This is a genomic window from Lysinibacillus phoenicis (genome assembly GCF_047238325.1).
GTDB lineage: Bacteria > Bacillota > Bacilli > Bacillales_A > Planococcaceae > Lysinibacillus > Lysinibacillus irui.
In genome coordinates, this window is sequence record NZ_JBDFMP010000002.1 from 2,525,099 (window position 1) to 2,542,259 (window position 17,161).

Here is a 17,161-nt window from a genome sequence, read left to right on the forward strand (position 1 = left end):
TTCTTCGAAACTTATTCTATTATTTCCCGTAAATACAAGTAAAATTTGATTTTTAAAAAAGGGGGTTCCTTATGGAGCATGCTTTATTAGAACAGGTTAAACATACTAGAATACATTTAAGAAAAGGGCAATTAGAAACAATCTTTGAGGAATTTGATGTGCAGCGAATGAGATTAACAGAGGCACAGCGCCTAGAAAAATATCGCAAAATGCTAGAAAGTCCATTCCGCTTTTTCCGTGGAAGTGCCTATCTATTTTACTTTGATATGGCAAAGACTACCTCTATCTTCCATACTCCTAACAGTAGGCCAACTTGGATTCAAGGTGATATGCATATGGACAACTTTGGGGCCTTTCAAAATGAAGCAGGCACCATTGTCTTTGATGTCAATGATTTCGATGAGGGCTATGTCGGCTCTTATTTATACGATATTATTCGAATGAGCGTCAGTATTGCACTCTATTTAGAAGAACAAGGCTTACATAAGGCAACCCAAGAAACGGCTATTCAATATTTTCTCAATAGCTATATCGATCAACTAAAACGGTTTCAGCGCAAAAAAGATGATCCACTAACACTGATGTTTACAAAGGATAATACTAAAGGACCTGCTAAAAAACTTTTGAAAAAGCTTGAAAAACGTCCACACTCTCTTTTTTTAGAGGATATTTCATATAAGAGTGAAGATGGCCAACGAGCTTTTTTATGGAATGATGAAATTCAACCAGTCTCTTCAGAGGAATACAGTGCCATAGCAAACGCACTTCCAACTTATAAAATTAAGGATATTGCTTATAAGCATGGCTCTGGCACAGCTTCTATCGGTCTAAAACGTTACTATATTTTAGTGGAAGATAAAAAAATTACATCTGAAGAGAATGATTTAGTGCTAGAAATGAAAGAAGTACGTACAGCGATTCCTGCCTATTTCCTCCCCTATCAAGAGCAATTTTGGGATCATTATGAGCACCAAGGAGCACGTGTTGTGGGTACACAAAAAGCTATGCATCATTTAGAGGACCCTCATTTAGCCTATATCACGATGAATAACCAAGAATTTTATATTCGAGAACGCTCTCCTTATAAAAAGAAGATTAAGCCTAAAAACTATAAGGATTTAGAGGATTATTTTACAACAACATCACTTATGGGAAAAATAGCTGCCAAAATACATGCTCGCGCTGATATCGATTATTCTCATGTTTTTACCTATCACAGCGAGGAAGAGATTTTAAAGGCTATAGGTAAAGATCGTACTATATTTATTGAGCAGACAATTTTACAAGCCATGAGCTACAAGGAAATAGTCTACACAGACTTTGACATATTTAAAAGCTTTGTTGAAACAAAATTCAATTTTAAAAAGGACCTCGGCTATTAGCAGAGGTCCCTCTATTCACATTTATTTGTGCTTGGCCTTCATACGAGCAAGCAAAAACCCACCTTTAAATGACTTTGGTTCGTACGAGATAATAAATGCATTAGGCTCAAACTGTTCTACTATTTGAAAGAGTTCACCCTCACGATTCCTCTTCGTTAATATTTCATATTTATAGCGATTACTATCTCGCCCTTCCCCAATATAAATCGTAACCGCAAACCCTTCATTACGAAGAAATCTCACAAGCTCCTCATTCTTATTTTGCGTATTGATGGTCGTATAGACATAGCCTATTGCTAGCTTACGTTCAATTTTGGCCCCTAAAAATATTCCTAATCCAAATCCAACCGCATAAACGCCCATAGCTAACATACTTTGTTTTCCACTAAAAACGAGCGAAAGGCCAAATACATACACTAACATCTCCAACATACCAAATATCGCAGCAAGGAAAGTAATATTCTTTACTAAAAATATTGTACGTAATGTTAAAAAAGGTACATAAACTAGTTGAAGGATTAAAATTAACACGATACTTTGCATTTATTCTAGACCTTTCTGAGAGTAATTATATATAAGTGTATGTTGAAATAGAAAGTTACATTCTATTAATTTTAAATTCCCTTCAAGCAGCAATGTTAAACATTTTAAACAACTGTATAAAAATTCATGAGGTATAAGTGTAATTTTACACTTAATGTGTGATATGGTATTATTCAAGAATATTTAAAGAAGGAGGATGTAAAATATTGAAGAAGAAAATGATAATTATTTTTCTTATCATTAGCTTAAGCACAAATTTATATATATTGGGAAAATGGTTTTTGCTTGATCAATGGTATGAAGCTAATGCTGAGGAACGTGTTATATTAAGCGAAATGGTTCAAAAAACAGTGGCAAGTGAAAAATATAAAGAAATAGCTTCGCAAGAGAAAGTTATCGCTATTGATACAAGTATCGATAAGAATAAAGGCGGCGTATTCCCTTATTATTTTGAAGTAAATGTTCGTACAGATAAACAGACATATATTTTTTATTGTAAAGATAAACAATGTTCAGAGATGGAGAATAGCGGTTGGACTTATTCTAGCTATCAAGACGAACAGCCGCGACTACCATTTAAAAAATGAACAATAGTTTTTTTACATACTAAAATGTCACCTCCTGACCTAAGTAAAAGGTGGTGACATCGTTAGTTTTAAATTAAGTCTCCCAAAGCTCTATTCTCCTTCCCTCTGGATCTTCAATCCAAATAAATTTTCCATATTCATTTGTCATTTTTTCCATTACAATAGGAATTTTCATTTTTTCTAAATGCTTAATACTGTCTTCTATATTTTCCACTTGAAAATTCAACATGACTTGTTGCTCTGTTGGAAAATAGCTGTCACTTTCAGAAAAGAAAGAGAAGATCGTTTGATTGTCTGACTGTGGTGAAATAATAGCACCATTCCAATTTTCAATTTCCAAATTTAGAACCTTACTGTACCATTGTTTAATTTCCTCTAAATTATTGGTCCTCCAAAATACTCCTCCAATGCCCTTTAAGATCATAATATTCTCCTTCCTAACCTATTTGTTATTCTTTAAATTCTAGTTTTAAAGGCATATCCCTTCTTTACTAACCAGTTTCTGTAAGGTGTAGTTGCTCATTCTATCGTCTTCGACTCATTAATATATATGTTGATATTTGATAGCTTACTAGGAGGTTTGTGTTTTTAAGACAGCAAGTTTTCAATTAAGTTCATAATGAGTATTAAAGTACATACAATATCTAGGAGGTGACTAATTTGAGAAAGTTCATTTTTATTTTTACAGCTATAATCATTACTGCAATTGTTGTAGCGATAAATCATAAATCAAGGTCTGCTAATTCTGAAGAAAAATTAGAAAATGCTTTAGTTATAAGCATGGAAGAAACTAAAAAGGAAAATGAGAAGATAAACGAGATATTAAGGAAAATTTCTCAGGAATTTAATAAAAAAGGATTCGATCAAATCGGAATTGGTTTTTCCCATGATGACAGTGTATTTACTATTCAAGCTAAAGATAAGGATTTTATAGAAAAGAAAAAGATTATTATTGAAAATATTATCTTACATGTTGCAAACGAGACGGGTTTTAGAGACTTCAAAGTTGACTACGTAACATTGGATAGTTACGAATTAAGCAATGAAGATGTTAAGCTAAATGAATCGTTAAATGAAGTACTAAAAATAACTTCAAACTTATTAAAAACGAATGGTTATGATAAAGCTAACTATTCAATATCCATTGATCCGAGTAAGGGAATCATGATTGAGGTTACGAAAGAGGACTTAATAAATAAGAAAGAAACAGAAAAGCTTATCGCTAATTCAGTTTATTCTAATACAAATATGAACTTAAAGGTTTTCATAAAAGAAAAAAGCAAAAGTAAAGTTAAAGACCAAGAATGGCAACCTATATTTAGTGCAATAAGAGACGAATTAAAAAAGGAGTTTAAAGAATATAGAGGATTTGCATATTCATTCCACCCTGACCCCTTACAAATTATTATTAAAACGGACTTAGAAAAGCCTAAAGGGTTTTGGAAATCGAATAAAAAAATAAAACATATCACTATGTATGTAGATAAGATAATAGAGTTGAAAAGAGAAGAACTTTCAATTGAGGAAATTCCATATAAAATTATTATACGTGACAAAAATAATCATAAAATAAACTAAGTATTTCATCACGTATTATTTTTTAGATGTTTTCAAAATCTCTTTTACCATTTCATCAAGTTCTTCTGCGATTCATCATGTATCGGGGTTTCAACCAATCCTGTTAAATACCCTCTAAAAAGAACTCTTAACTCTATAACCAAAAAACTTTATATAAACCACTTCTAGTTAACTTTATTAGAAGATAAGATTTCTTGCACATGTGAGACAATTCCACAAAATAGAATACCCCCCCTGATTTTAGTTGAATAAACCCACTGTGGATCTTAATTACAATTGATTTGATAAAAATATGGACCACACATGGATTCATGTGTATGAACATATGTCCAAGTAAAGTTTTTATCAAATATATATATCTTGTTGCATATCAAAATCCCTGGATATTACTTTACTAGCATTTGTATAAAGAAATACTATTGGTGACCCTTGATACATTACATAAAATTCTTCTTTAGATAAATTATCAAATGCTTTTCTCGCAATCTCTTTTTTCAAGCATTCTTTCTTCTCATAACTAAAAATATGCCATTTAAACTGATCATAATTTATTTCTTCTTTTAGTTCTTCACTAATATTTTGTGCGAATGTCTTCTCCCATAAATCAATAATATCCTCTGCTTCATTAACTAATTCTATGAATACACCTTTTTCACGTAAGTTTTGTTTATATATATAATCTTCCTGGATAAAAATTAGTGACCAATAAACATTTTCTAACTCTTCTTCTGGTAAACTATCTAAGATTTTATCAATTTTATCTCTAATCATCTTTTCCTCCAATGACGAATTATAGATTTCATAGCTTTTTATTACTTCTTCAATATAACTGTACCATTCTTTCAATAAGGATTCTTAATTAACTTTGGTGATTTGTATACATCTTATTATTTGTAAATGATTCCGTATTATCACTTCTGAATGGGTACCCCTTTTTCCTCATAAAAAATGCCACCTCCTTAAATCTAAATCAATAGATAAAAGTAGGTGACAACGTTCTTTTCATCAAAATATGTGGGATATTTGTGCCTATGCTTCCCCATGCATTGGGTCTTCCTTATGCTTAGGCCCAATCATGTTGAATAATATATTAAGGATAATTGCTGTGACAGAACCACAGACAATACCATTAGATGTAAGAATTGAAACGCTTGTTGGTAGTGCATCAAAAATGCCAGGAACTACAGATACACCAACACCTAAGCTTACTGATATCGCAGCAATCATCGCGTTTTCTGCTGATTCATTCATTACAGGTACAAGCATGCCCATACCTTGTGTAATCACCATACCGAACATCGCAAGCATCGCCGCACCTAGTACAGATGTTGGAATAATCGTTGTTAACGCTGCGATTTTTGGTAGGAAGCCAAGTGCTACAAGTAAGCCACCTGTGATGTAAATAACTTTACGATCTTTTACACCTGACATACGAGTTAGCCCCACGTTTTGTGAGAATGTTGTATATGGAAAAGCATTGAAAATCCCGCCGATTACTGAAGCAAGACCTTCAGAACGATAGCCACGAGCTAAATCCTTTGAATCTAATTTTTTATTACAAATATCACTTAGTGCAAAATAGACACCAGATGACTCTACTAAAGATACCATTGCTACGAGTGTCATGGTAATAATTGCAGTCACATCAAAAGTTGGCATTCCAAAATAGAAAGGCTGAACCATATGGAATACATCAGCATCTGCTACTGGTGTAAAATCTACTTTACCCATGAATGCACCTAAAATAGTACCGACTACTAATCCAATAAGAATCGAGATTGCACGGACAAACCCTGTAGAAAAACGATAAACAATTAAAATAATGACTAATGTAATGAACGCTAAAGCAACATTAGAAGCAGAGGCAAAATCCTCAGCACCTTGTCCACCAGCCATATTGTTTAAAGCCACAGGTAATAAGGAAATACCAATAATAGAAACTACCGATCCCGTAACTACTGGTGGGAAGAATTTCACAAGCTTACCGAAGAAGCCAGCAATAATCATCACAATTACACCAGATGCAATAATAGAACCATAAATATCTGTGATACCTTGCTCCGGGTTTGTACCGATAGCAATAATTGGACTTACTGCTGTGAATGTACAGCCTAGTACTACTGGTAAGCCAATACCGATAAATTTACCTGAATAAACCTGTAAAAGTGTTGCGATCCCGCACATCATAATATCAATCGCCACTAAATACGTCATTTGTGTTGAATCAAAGCCAATTGCCCCACCAATAATTAGTGGCACTAAGATGGCTCCAGCATACATCGCAAGTAAATGTTGAATCGCTAGCGTCGTTGATTTAAAGGTATTCATTACGCGCGAGCCTCCGCAGCAAATGTTACTTTGCCATCTTCAAGAGAGTCTACAATCGCTAATGACTCAACGCGAACACCTTGTTCACGCAATAATTTCCCTCCATCTTGGAAGCCCTTTTCAATAACGATGCCCACACCCACAACATTCGCACCAGCTTGTGCAGCAATATCAAGTAAGCCTTTGACAGCTTCACCATTTGCTAAGAAATCGTCAATGATTAAAATATTGTCATCTTCATTTAAGAAATTACGTGATACAGAGATATCATTTGTTTCATTCTTTGTGAATGAATGTACCTTTGATGAGTAAAGGTTATCTGAAAGTGTTAAAGATTTACGTTTACGAGCAAATACTACAGGTGCACCAATTTCTAAGCCTAGCATGACAGATGGTGCAATGCCTGAAGATTCAATTGTTAAAATCTTAGTAATAACTTGATCAGAGAAACGATTTGAGAATTCGTGACCAATTTCCTTCATTAACATCGGATCAATTTGATGATTTAAAAATGAATCTACCTTTAATACTGATGAAGATAAAACCTTACCTTCTTGCATAATTTTGTCGTGTAATAACTTCATTTCTTTCATATCCTTCTTTCGTTAATAATAATAAAAAAACGCTGGATGTCTTGTTTCCATTCAGCTACGAGTGGAGCAAGGCATTCAGCGTAAAAACGTCGAAACGAATAGAAAACATCATTAAAATTGAAGTTCTCTAAAAGCATTGCTACCCATAGTCGATTTATTTACGGTAAATCGGTAGAAACTTGCGAGCCCTATTCTCGCTATTATATGAGTGGATTGTATGAAACTATCAGAATAACCAATTTATCACTTTATTCGGTAAGAGCTTATATCTCATATTGAAAAAAGTTTAATTTTTCGGAATTTAATGGTATTCTGCAACTTTTCAATTGTAAACGTTCGTGTTTTCAATCAACGTACTGATTATAACAGACTATTTTCTAGCTTGCTAGCATTATTTTGATAAATGGAAAGGTACTGTCATAATGACGACATTTCTGTGAAATAACAGTGTCGTACGAATTAATAAGCTAGATTGATTGTGTAGCATATGGTGCCACCCTTTTTTCGGTAAAAATTGTGGGATGACAACTGTTACTTTATGACCTGTCTTCGTACATTGATGTTCCACCTTATCAATAAATTTAATCAATGGCTGTGTGATACTGCGATATGGTGAATAATAAGTTACTAGTCGTACATCTGGTTGCCAGGCCTTCCATTTCTCTTCAAAAGCCTTTGCATCCGCTTGGTCGAAGGCTACGTAAAATGCAATTACCTTCTCAACATGTAATGATTTCGCATAATGAAGGGAATTTTCAACAACTTTCGTTATACCAGCTACTGGTACAATAAAAACATTCCCCTCAATAGCAGCTAGTTCCTCATGATTTAATCTTAATTGTTCTCCAACGGCCTGATAATGGAGCTTAATCCGATGGAATAGAAAAATAATAATTGGTAAAAAGATAAACACTGGCCATACTTGAGGCATTTTTGTTACAAAAAACATCATCGCTACGATGAAAGAAATAGCAGCACCAATTGTGTTGATCGTAAATTTTGCAATCCATCCTTTAGGTTTATCACGCCACCATTTTCGCATCATTCCTGTTTGCGCTAATGTAAACGGAATAAATACCCCTACAGCATATAGTGGAATTAAATGCTCAGTTGCTCCATCAAATAAAATGATTAAGACAATAGCCGCTGCACCTAGCATCAGGATGCCATTTGAATAACCAAGACGGTCTCCCCGAATTTGGAATATTCTTGGGATAAAGCCATCCTTTGATAAATTTACTGCTAACAAAGGAAATGCTGAGTAACCTGTATTTGCAGCAAGAACTAAAATCATTGCCGTTGTACCCTGGACAATGTAATAAAATAGATTTCTACCTACGCTCGCTTCTGCAAGTTGAGAAACAACTGTAGCTTCCGCTGTTGGCGCAATCCCATAAAAATAAGCCAAACTAACAATGCCTATAAATAAAACGGCTAAAATAGCACCCATTGCTAAAAGCGTTTTAGCTGCGTTATTAGGAGCAGGATTTTTAAAATTAGGGATGGCATTTGAAATAGCCTCTACCCCTGTTAAAGCTGAGCTCCCTGATGCAAATGCCTTTAATAAAATAAATAAACTAATTCCTGCAACCGGTGTACCGACCTTTGGATGTAGCTCTGCTGGCACCTGACCAGTTGCGACATGATAGAGCCCCATTCCAATTAACAAGAGCATAACACCTACAAACAGATAGACTGGGTATGCCAAAATAGAAGCAGATTCTGTTACACCACGTAAGTTTAAGATTGTTAAAAAAACCACAAAGAATATAGCAATGGGTACATTGTAGGGGTGGAGGCTTGGAAATGCCGAAGTAATGGCATCTGTACCTGCTGATACACTTACCGCTACTGTTAAAATATAATCAACAAGTAAGGACCCTCCAGCCACAAGACCTGCATTTACCCCTAAATTCTCCCGTGATACTACATAGGCCCCTCCCCCATGTGGATAGGCGAAAATAACTTGACGATAGGAGAGAATTAGTGCCACAAGCAAGATAACGACTCCAGCAGCAATTGGTAGAGAGTACCAAAGGGCAAGTGTACCCACTGTCATCAGGACAATTAAAATTTGTTCTGGTCCATAGGCTACTGAAGACAAGGCATCTGATGATAATATGGCTAATGCCTTTGTTTTACTAAGCTTTTGTTCCCCTAACGCATCGGATCTTAATGGTTTACCGATTACATAACGTTTGAATGAGGATTTCATTGTTAAACACCTTCTAGTTTTATAGAGTGTGTTTCGCCTTTCTAAATAAGATCAAAAAACGCCTACAAGTCATCACTAAATAAGACTTGTAGACGCTCATCCGTCTGCCAAGCTCCAACTTTTCTGCTCTTAACGCTTACGAGGTTAGCTGTCGGATTCGGGCCTGAGTAGCCCTACTCTTCAAATGAAGAGATTCACCCCAAGGATGGCTGATGCCATCCGTCAAAAATGGGTCCCCCGCGTTTAGTTGCTTCAGCGATTTAGAAATTTGAAACTTTTATAATGATGTCATATTACGCCTGTCAATTAAAAAAGTAAAGAAGAAAATTTTTCACTTTTATGAGAGAAAAACATAGACTTTTTTTCGAAATCGTTTGGAATTCACCTACAAATGCCAAGCAAATTCTCTCAGAACAGCAAAAGGCTACTGTAAAAGTATGCTCTACTTTTACAGTAGCTCTCTATATTAGTCATTATAATCCTGTTCAAAATCAACAATATTCCCCGTCATAGAATCCACATCTACTTCATATTCATATTGACCATCTTTCAATTCAATTTCATAGATGCCATCATCGAGCTTAATTTTTGTTACAGTACCTTTTGCTTTCTTTAAGGCTGTTTCGATAGCCTGCTCTTTAGTAATGTTAGTAGTTACTGTAGTTGCTAGTTTATTGTCGTCCATATCATCGTTATCTCGACGTTCTTTTTTCTGCTTGAGTAATTTCCCAGTATAAGCATCAAATTTCAAATCATATTCTTCTGTATCAGTATAGACCTCTACTTCATAAATAGAACGATACTGATTTTTGTCTAACTCGATATCCGCTACTGTACCATCAACTACTGTAAGGGCCTTCTTCTCAATCTCTTGCATTGTTAACACCTTTTTTTCTTGAGCATCTCCAGATAATAATGTTGTCGAGCCAATCGCTGCACCAACCCCAAGTGTAACTACTAATGCTGGAATCATAATCATTTTTTTCATATCTATCTCTCCTTTGTTTTATCTATTCTTAGCTTACCAAGCAAAGATGATAGAACTATAAGAGAAACATTAGAATTTCATGAGAATGAATTATTGATCATCATCCCATGTAATGGACAGAACTTCCCCTGAAACAGCATGGATTTGAAAAGTGGCTTCGTCATCCTGTGTTTCAATTTCAACTAAATAATAACCACCTTCTGCCGTTTCTTCAAAATCAACTGAGTCCACTTCCCCCGTCAATTGTCCTAGCGCTATTTGAATAGCCTGTTGTTCAGTAATTATAGGTTCTTCTACAGGTGGTTTATGCGGCTCAACATTTTCCACCGATACTATTTCACCCGAGTAGGCATTGACAGTTAAATCTTTTTGTTGGTTTTCTTTCTCAACACGTACCGTATAAGTGGTATCTGTTAACTTTATACTTTCAACATCACCATATTTCTGTTTTACCATTTGTCTTATTTGCTTTTCAGTTAACAATAACTTCGTTTGTCCTTCTTTTATTGTTAAATCAGTTACCTGTTGTGTTTTAGCATCTAGCATAGCTATATACTTGACATTGTCACGTGTAAAAAACATTTCATAGGTGTCTCCTTGTTTCTTCACCTGCGTAACATGGGCTTTATAGATGGCTTCAATATGGTTTATAGCCTCTGACTTGCTAAGTGGTTCAACATGAAAATAGCGATACTGAATAAACCACAGCGTTCCACTACAAAGAAGGAGAATAACAATTATTATCAGAACCCATTTTTTCATTGCTCCTCCTCCTTTGGTATACATAGGGTAAAGCTTGTTCCTTCTCCAAGTGTACTTTTCACATCAATGGTTATGCCCAGTTGTTCTGCAAGCTCATGGGCTATCGCAAGCCCTAATCCAGAGCCACCTGTCTTACGATTTCGATCCTCTGTTACCCGATAAAAACGCTCAAACAAATGAGGTAAGTGCTCCTCTGGAATACCTATACCAAAATCTTGGATGGTAATGCAGGCATGATTGGTTGTTTCTGCTGTAAGAATACGCACCTCACCCTCACTATACTTTCTAGCATTATCGAGCAAAATAAAAAGTAGTTGCTTCAAGATTTTTTCATCACTATAAATAAATCTTGGAAGCTTCGCATCGACTATAAATGTTCGATGATAAGCCTGCTGCATTTGTGAGGCAACTTTCTGCAAGAACGGTTCAAGCTCTAGCTGTTCCAAATGAATAGCCAGATGCTCATTATTTTTAGCTAGTTCTAGCAATTGTAGTACCATTTCATGCATGCGAGTCGATTCATTAGCGATCGCTTGTAATGATTCTTGCGCAACTTCACGATTATCAAAGCCTCTTCGAAGGAGTAATTTTGCATAGCTTTCAATAACGGTAATCGGCGTTTTTAGCTCATGGGAAGCATTTGAAACAAACTCTTGTTGCTTTTGATAATGCTGTTCAAGCTTCTCCATCATCATATTAAAGGTACGATTAATGTTTGTTAACTCGTCTCCACCCTTTTCAGGAATATCTATTTTTTCATATTTCCCTGTCGCTGCACTTTTACGCATAGTAATGTTTAAACGCTCTAGTGGTAATAAAATTAAGCGCCCAAGTACTAAGCTTGCTAAGAAAATGGGGAGCGTTGCCATAATAGATACAACGACTAAGATCACCTTTAGTAAGTCTAATGTCTGCTCTACCTCTTCCATGGATTGCTGTAATGTTATGTCTACAACTGTTCCGTCTATCCAAATGGTAGGCATCGTGTAGGTAATGGAAGGGACCTCTGGCATTTCAAGTGTAGCCTGAACCTTTGTTTTCAAACGCTCTCCATCATAAATATAGACAGCACCGTCCGTTGGCATATATGCCCTTAATACTTGCTGGAGGTTGGTTTGTGCATTTAACTGACTCAGTGAAGAGCTTAAATCATTTGCCCGTGACTGGAGCTGATTGTATTCCGTATCATAGGCAAATTTCTCATACAAAAAATAAATGCCATTAGTAGTTGCCACTAAAATGACAAGCATGAGCATCGTTGTTAGTAAATGAATTTTTGTTTTAAGTCTCATAGCTATGTTCCTTTAGCACATACCCAACTCCACGAACCGTTTGAATAATGGGCTTTGCATTAGCAGCTTCAAGCTTTTGTCGGACATAACGAATATAAACATCTACAACATTTGTATCTCCATAATAATCATAGCCCCATACAGCCTCTAGAATTTGCTCTCTAGTCAGTACCTGTTTTGGATGCTTTAGTAAATAGAACAACAAATCATATTCTCGGGGTGTCAGTTGAATCTCCTTATCAAAATATACAACTTCTCTTGTTTGCTCGTTTATAGATAAATGTCCAAATGTGAGAGCAGCTTGCTTTGGACTAGCCTTTTGTGAAAAACGTAAAGCATTGCGAATACGCGCAAGCAGCTCCTCAATTTCAAACGGTTTTGTCACATAATCATTGGCGCCTAAATCTAGCCCCTTTACTTTATCCTCCACCTCACTTTTGGCAGTCAGCATAATAATAGGTGTTTGGGTTTCTGTTGCACGAATTCGCTTTAGCACGTCAATACCACTCATCTCAGGTAGCATGACATCCAGTAGGATTAAATCCCATTGCTGCTCACGATATTGAAGTAAACCGTCTGTTCCTGTATGAGCCATTACTGCTTCATAGCCTTCAAATTGAAGCTCTAACTGTAGCACTCGCGCAATTTTTTCTTCATCTTCTATAATTAAAATTCGATTGGTCATGTCGAATCCATCCTTCACCTTTTCTTTTCATCGTAAACGATGCAAGCGGTGAAAGTCTAATTAGAAAATGATGAGAATTGTCCATACTTATTAAACAAAAGATAATGCAAACTACTTCACTTTTTTTATTCCTAGCGTTAGAATACTAATATCTTATTTTCCTATAGGAAACTTTATTTCGTTGATGATACTTTTTGAAACGAGGGAACAATATGGTTTATAAACGAGTCACAAAATCGCCAGCCGAGGCTGTTTTAGACGGAGATATAAAAGGTTGGCGACGCTTTTTACCGTTTTTAGGGCCCGCTTTCATTGCAGCCGTAGCTTATATCGACCCTGGAAATTTTGCCACAAATATAACAGCAGGCTCACAATATGGCTACTTGCTACTTTGGGTAATTGCCTTTTCCAATTTAATGGCTGTTTTAATTCAATCCTTATCTGCAAAGCTTGGAATCGCGACAGGAAAAAACCTACCTGAAGTGGCACGCGAGCATTTTTCTAAAAAAACCTCTATATTCCTTTGGATTCAGGCAGAGTTAGTTATCATTGCCACAGACCTTGCTGAATTTATCGGTGCAGCCTTAGGGCTTTATTTGTTATTTAATATTCCAATGCTACCAGCAGCATTGATTACAGCGGTTGGCTCATTTGCTATTTTAGAACTCCAAAGACGAGGATTCAGAGCCTTTGAAGCGGGGATTTCTGGTATGGTTTTAATTGTCGTATTAGCATTTGCCTTCCAAACATTTTTAGCGCAGCCAGCATGGGGCGATGTGGCGATTGGCATGTTCACACCACACTTTGAAGGTGTAGATTCACTATTATTAGCAACAGGTATTTTAGGTGCAACCGTCATGCCTCATGCTATTTACTTACATTCTTCATTAACTCAAAGCCGTATTATTGGTCGTAATGAAGAAGAAAAAAGACGCATTTTCCGTTTTGAATTTATTGATATTATCATCGCTATGATTATTGCTGGAGCTATTAATATGAGCATGCTTATTATCGCCGCAGCAGTATTCCATACACAAGGCGTTGTAGTTGAAGATTTAGATGTTGCCTATAACGGCTTAAAAGAGGCTCTTGGCCCATTGGCTGCCATTTCTTTTGGTCTTGGTTTACTTATTGCAGGGCTTGCTAGCTCCTCTGTAGGGACTTTAGCCGGTGATGTAGTCATGCAAGGCTTTATTCAAAGAAAAATACCTCTTTATTTACGTAGAGCAATTACCATGGTACCTCCACTTGCAATCATTGCATCTGGTGTGAATGCAACCTATGCTCTAGTTCTTAGTCAGGTTGTTTTATCATTTGGTATTGCCTTTGCACTTATCCCTCTTGTTATGTTTACAAGTAAACGAGACATCATGGGTAGCCTAGTTAATCACCGTATTACAACAATTTTGGGTTGGTTTGTCGTAGTCATTGTTGTTACGCTGAATATTTACTTACTGTGGGAAACAATATTTGGATAATAAAAAGCCAGGTACTCTGTAGATAGAATGAGTACCTGGTATTTTTTTGATTAAACATCCACCTTTTCAATATTTCTAATGGCTAAATAGGCAATGCCTAGACCTACAATTGCTAAAGTAATAGGAATAAAAATAATATCGTTTAACGTAAAGTTACCTGTATTAGACGAAGTCAGAGATACTATTATAATTGATGAAATAATAGTTGCTGGTATGGAGTATTTTCTCATTCCGAAATACAATGGGATTAATGCTATACCCGAGGCAGCAATCGTATTCATCAATACGGAAGGAATGTGTTGTAAGATTAATGAGCTTGATAGTACATTTGGAATCAAATCAAATTTATCACTAATAACACAGAAAGCCGTTGTAATAAAAGCATTTGAAATGATGATCGTACTAAACGTAAAAAGCATTACAATGGCAAGCTTCGCGACGATTAATTTCTTTCTACTTATAGGATACATAAAAGCTAAGGTGATGGTCTTAAATTTATATTCTCCGATAATCAACTTAGCTATTAACGTAGAAGCAAAAATACTAAAGACGACTCTAATCATTGATTCAATGACACTTAAAGCAACCTGGTAATTTTCAAGGTCTTGGTCCCCCTCCACTTTGGAAATACCTACTACCAAAAATAGAAATCCAAGAATAATAAAATTAGCAATAATAGCCCCCTTAACGTATGAGCCTAAATGATACTTTTTCATTTCTAAACGCATTAAATTAAGCATGGACAACTCCTCCATTGATTAATTTTAGGAAATAATCCTCAAGTGAGCTTGTTTTTTTGCTTATCTCTTCAATTTCGATGTCATGTTCAATTAATGTTTTTGTTAGGCTCTTTTGGGATACTGTCGAATCATAAACTCTAATAGAGTTGTCATCCATCAGCTTAAAATTAGCAATCTTCAATACACTTTCTAAAATAAAAGCTGCCTTCTTGCCATCATTGACAATGACTTCAATATAATCTGCTTGATTACGATTAATTGTTTCCATTGTAACTTCCGTGAGTAGCCTACCATCCTTAATGACACCTATTGTATCAGCCAATTGTTCAATTTCCCCTAATATATGGCTGGAGATGATAATCGTAATACCATACTCCTTACAGAGCATTTTGAAGAGCTCTCTCAACTCTTTAATCCCTACAGGATCTAATCCATTAATTGGTTCATCTAAAATAAGAAGTTCTGGCTTTGTTATAATGGCACGTGCAATGCCTAGTCTCTGTTTCATCCCTAGAGAAAAGTCTTTTACACGCTTCTCTTCTGTATTTGATAATTTTACTAAATTTAGAACATGAGCAATTTCTTTTTTATCGTAATACCCCATATATTCGCAATGCAGTTCTAAGGTCTCCTTAGCCGTCAATTTTTCATAGAAAATAGGATACTCAATAATCGTTCCCATTCTTTTTAGTACTTCATAGGATCGATCCGTCAGCTTTTCGCCAAATATTTCTACATCCCCGCTTGTTGGCTTCGTCAGATTTGTTAGCATCTTCATGACAGTGGTTTTACCTGCACCATTTGGACCTAAAAATCCATAAATCTCTCCCTTTTTGACGTTCATATTGACAGTGGATACCACTTCTTTACCATCGTACACTTTCGTAAGCTGATTTGTTTTTACAATGTATGTCATGTAAATCTCTCCCCCAATTGTGGCTAGTTTCATTATAAAAAATGAACCTCTCTAATTAATTACTTGATTCTTACAAATTTCTTAAGAGCAAAATAAAAGCCTGTAAAGCATTGAAAGCTCTACAGGCAGTGTGAATTCAATACATCATTCGTTTTAAAGCAATTGTAAAAATGGTCTTTTTATAAGGAATACTTGATAGCTGGATGGAACCATCCATTATTTCCACAAGACGCTTTGTAATGGTTAGACCTAGGCCGCTTCCCTGGAAGGATTTATTTCGAGAGTCTTCTAGTGTATACATTCTTTCAAAAACAGTATCGATATGATATTCATCAATGCCCTTGCCTTGATCCCACACATCAATATAAATGTTTGTCTCATCATTTCTTACGGTTAAGCCAATCACATTGCCATCCGCTCCATAAGCTATAGCATTTGATAATAGATTGTTTAGAACTCTATCTAACGCTTCTTCATTACCAAGGGCATACATAGGAAGTTCGGGGATTGAAATATTGATATTTAATCCCACCGATGTGACCATATCGTAAAAGGATAAAATATTTTTTCGGCATATTTCACAAACATTGATTTTCGTGATTGGATAATTTGCATCTCCTGCCTCTAATTTTGCCAGATCAAAAAATGTATGAATGATTTTTAATACTTCTAACGTTTTAGCATGAACACCAGTGAGTAATCGCTGTCGCTCTTCCTCACTAATTGAACTTTGAAGCTGAAGTATTTCAATATAGCCTAATACAACTGTTAAAGGTGTTTTAAGATCATGTGAAATATTTGCCAACATCTTTTTCATTGAATCTTCCATTTTTCGATGTGTAGCAAGAACCTTTTGCTTGTCATCCAATAAGGCATTTATTGTAATCAGTAATTGCTGAATTTCTGGATTTGTCGTAGCAACTAAAACCTTTTCATTAGTTGGTTTATTAACAATTGCTTGTATTTTTTCATGCATGTATTGGATTGTATCATCTTGTTCTTTTTTTACTTTTCTTTGATAAAGAATAATACCCGCCAGCAACAAAATAATTAGTAATAGACATAACGTCATAT

Annotated in this window: 16 protein-coding genes, 1 pseudogene and 2 riboswitches; of the genes and pseudogenes, 4 read left to right on the forward strand and 13 right to left on the reverse strand. The window is 35.5% G+C overall.

The genetic code is table 11. The annotated features are described in order from the left end of the window. Positions 1–71: 71 nt before the first annotated feature. Complete coding sequence (locus ABC382_RS14000; protein ID WP_274795306.1) at positions 72–1,382, forward strand: DUF2252 family protein; 1,311 nt, start codon at positions 72–74, stop codon at positions 1,380–1,382. Between the two features lie 21 nt (positions 1,383–1,403). Here the strand turns inward: ABC382_RS14000 and ABC382_RS14005 are convergent, their stop codons facing one another. Then, positions 1,404–1,925 carry a DUF2179 domain-containing protein gene (locus tag ABC382_RS14005; protein WP_274795304.1) on the reverse strand — a complete coding sequence of 174 codons (522 nt, stop codon included), beginning with the start codon at positions 1,923–1,925 and terminating at the stop codon, positions 1,404–1,406. A 206-nt stretch (positions 1,926–2,131) separates the two neighbouring features. Between ABC382_RS14005 and ABC382_RS14010 the strand changes: the two genes are divergently transcribed. After that, the gene (locus tag ABC382_RS14010) at positions 2,132–2,512 is read left to right on the forward strand and encodes a hypothetical protein (RefSeq protein WP_322605647.1); all 381 of its coding nucleotides are present in this window, start codon (positions 2,132–2,134) and stop codon (positions 2,510–2,512) included. A gap of 73 nt (positions 2,513–2,585) precedes the next feature. On the opposite strand, the gene ABC382_RS14015 is transcribed toward ABC382_RS14010, so the two are convergent. Next, positions 2,586–2,933, reverse strand: coding sequence for a VOC family protein (locus ABC382_RS14015; RefSeq protein WP_312507501.1), 348 nt, complete (start codon positions 2,931–2,933; stop codon positions 2,586–2,588). A 239-nt stretch (positions 2,934–3,172) separates the two neighbouring features. On the opposite strand from ABC382_RS14015, the gene ABC382_RS14020 reads away from it, so the two are divergent. Then, a complete protein-coding gene (locus tag ABC382_RS14020; RefSeq protein ID WP_396631782.1) occupies positions 3,173–4,090 on the forward strand; it encodes a hypothetical protein in 918 nt (305 codons plus the stop codon). Between the two features lie 347 nt (positions 4,091–4,437). Here ABC382_RS14020 and ABC382_RS14025 read toward each other — a convergent pair. The 8 genes and pseudogenes from ABC382_RS14025 to ABC382_RS14060 form a co-directional block, all read right to left on the reverse strand. Then, positions 4,438–4,861, reverse strand: a pseudogene (locus ABC382_RS14025) (DUF4275 family protein); the annotation flags it as partial. A 258-nt stretch (positions 4,862–5,119) separates the two neighbouring features. Beyond that, a complete protein-coding gene (locus tag ABC382_RS14030) occupies positions 5,120–6,418 on the reverse strand; it encodes a nucleobase:cation symporter-2 family protein (protein WP_312507491.1) in 1,299 nt (432 codons plus the stop codon). Continuing rightward, positions 6,418–7,002, reverse strand: a complete 585-nt coding sequence (locus tag ABC382_RS14035; protein ID WP_412926942.1) for a xanthine phosphoribosyltransferase — start codon at positions 7,000–7,002, stop codon at positions 6,418–6,420. The genes ABC382_RS14030 and ABC382_RS14035 overlap by 1 nt, the downstream gene beginning before the upstream one ends. 135 nt (positions 7,003–7,137) lie before the next feature. Continuing rightward, positions 7,138–7,239: riboswitch (purine riboswitch) on the reverse strand. A 163-nt stretch (positions 7,240–7,402) separates the two neighbouring features. After that, the gene (locus ABC382_RS14040) at positions 7,403–9,226 is read right to left on the reverse strand and encodes an APC family permease (RefSeq protein ID WP_274795288.1); all 1,824 of its coding nucleotides are present in this window, start codon (positions 9,224–9,226) and stop codon (positions 7,403–7,405) included. Positions 9,227–9,345: 119 nt separating this feature from the next. Then, positions 9,346–9,494, reverse strand: a riboswitch (cyclic di-AMP (ydaO/yuaA leader). 198 nt (positions 9,495–9,692) lie between these two features. Beyond that, positions 9,693–10,214 carry a PepSY domain-containing protein gene (locus ABC382_RS14045; RefSeq protein ID WP_341385403.1) on the reverse strand — a complete coding sequence of 174 codons (522 nt, stop codon included), beginning with the start codon at positions 10,212–10,214 and terminating at the stop codon, positions 9,693–9,695. Between the two features lie 90 nt (positions 10,215–10,304). After that, positions 10,305–10,976 carry a PepSY domain-containing protein gene (locus ABC382_RS14050; RefSeq protein WP_341385402.1) on the reverse strand — a complete coding sequence of 224 codons (672 nt, stop codon included), beginning with the start codon at positions 10,974–10,976 and terminating at the stop codon, positions 10,305–10,307. Beyond that, on the reverse strand, positions 10,973–12,268 hold the full coding sequence (locus ABC382_RS14055; protein ID WP_341385401.1) for a sensor histidine kinase: 1,296 nt from the start codon (positions 12,266–12,268) through the stop codon (positions 10,973–10,975). The genes ABC382_RS14050 and ABC382_RS14055 overlap by 4 nt, the downstream gene beginning before the upstream one ends. Further along, the gene (locus ABC382_RS14060) at positions 12,258–12,953 is read right to left on the reverse strand and encodes a response regulator transcription factor (RefSeq protein ID WP_341385400.1); all 696 of its coding nucleotides are present in this window, start codon (positions 12,951–12,953) and stop codon (positions 12,258–12,260) included. The genes ABC382_RS14055 and ABC382_RS14060 overlap by 11 nt, the downstream gene beginning before the upstream one ends. A gap of 212 nt (positions 12,954–13,165) precedes the next feature. Between ABC382_RS14060 and ABC382_RS14065 the strand changes: the two genes are divergently transcribed. Beyond that, complete coding sequence (locus ABC382_RS14065) at positions 13,166–14,431, forward strand: Nramp family divalent metal transporter (protein ID WP_274795282.1); 1,266 nt, start codon at positions 13,166–13,168, stop codon at positions 14,429–14,431. A 50-nt stretch (positions 14,432–14,481) separates the two neighbouring features. Here ABC382_RS14065 and ABC382_RS14070 read toward each other — a convergent pair whose 3' ends face one another. The 3 genes from ABC382_RS14070 to ABC382_RS14080 form a co-directional block, all read right to left on the reverse strand. Next, entirely contained in the window at positions 14,482–15,171 is a 690-nt protein-coding gene (locus ABC382_RS14070; protein ID WP_412926943.1) for an ABC transporter permease, read from the reverse strand. Then, positions 15,164–16,087, reverse strand: coding sequence for an ABC transporter ATP-binding protein (locus ABC382_RS14075; RefSeq protein ID WP_274795280.1), 924 nt, complete (start codon positions 16,085–16,087; stop codon positions 15,164–15,166). The genes ABC382_RS14070 and ABC382_RS14075 overlap by 8 nt, the downstream gene beginning before the upstream one ends. A gap of 136 nt (positions 16,088–16,223) precedes the next feature. Next, positions 16,224–17,159, reverse strand: coding sequence for a sensor histidine kinase (locus ABC382_RS14080; RefSeq protein WP_312507497.1), 936 nt, complete (start codon positions 17,157–17,159; stop codon positions 16,224–16,226). Positions 17,160–17,161: the final 2 nt, after the last annotated feature.

Coding starts and splice junctions, on each gene's coding strand:
- ABC382_RS14055 (WP_341385401.1), bottom strand. CDS start 12,268: ATGAGACTTAAAACAAAAATTCATTTACTAACAACGATGCTCATGCTT.
- ABC382_RS14060 (WP_341385400.1), bottom strand. CDS start 12,953: ATGACCAATCGAATTTTAATTATAGAAGATGAAGAAAAAATTGCGCGA.
- ABC382_RS14005 (WP_274795304.1), bottom strand. CDS start 1,925: ATGCAAAGTATCGTGTTAATTTTAATCCTTCAACTAGTTTATGTACCT.
- ABC382_RS14065 (WP_274795282.1), top strand. CDS start 13,166: ATGGTTTATAAACGAGTCACAAAATCGCCAGCCGAGGCTGTTTTAGAC.
- ABC382_RS14070 (WP_412926943.1), bottom strand. CDS start 15,171: ATGCTTAATTTAATGCGTTTAGAAATGAAAAAGTATCATTTAGGCTCA.
- ABC382_RS14045 (WP_341385403.1), bottom strand. CDS start 10,214: ATGAAAAAAATGATTATGATTCCAGCATTAGTAGTTACACTTGGGGTT.
- ABC382_RS14000 (WP_274795306.1), top strand. CDS start 72: ATGGAGCATGCTTTATTAGAACAGGTTAAACATACTAGAATACATTTA.
- ABC382_RS14080 (WP_312507497.1), bottom strand. CDS start 17,159: ATGACGTTATGTCTATTACTAATTATTTTGTTGCTGGCGGGTATTATT.
- ABC382_RS14035 (WP_412926942.1), bottom strand. CDS start 7,002: ATGAAGTTATTACACGACAAAATTATGCAAGAAGGTAAGGTTTTATCT.
- ABC382_RS14030 (WP_312507491.1), bottom strand. CDS start 6,418: ATGAATACCTTTAAATCAACGACGCTAGCGATTCAACATTTACTTGCG.
- ABC382_RS14075 (WP_274795280.1), bottom strand. CDS start 16,087: ATGACATACATTGTAAAAACAAATCAGCTTACGAAAGTGTACGATGGT.
- ABC382_RS14050 (WP_341385402.1), bottom strand. CDS start 10,976: ATGAAAAAATGGGTTCTGATAATAATTGTTATTCTCCTTCTTTGTAGT.
- ABC382_RS14040 (WP_274795288.1), bottom strand. CDS start 9,226: ATGAAATCCTCATTCAAACGTTATGTAATCGGTAAACCATTAAGATCC.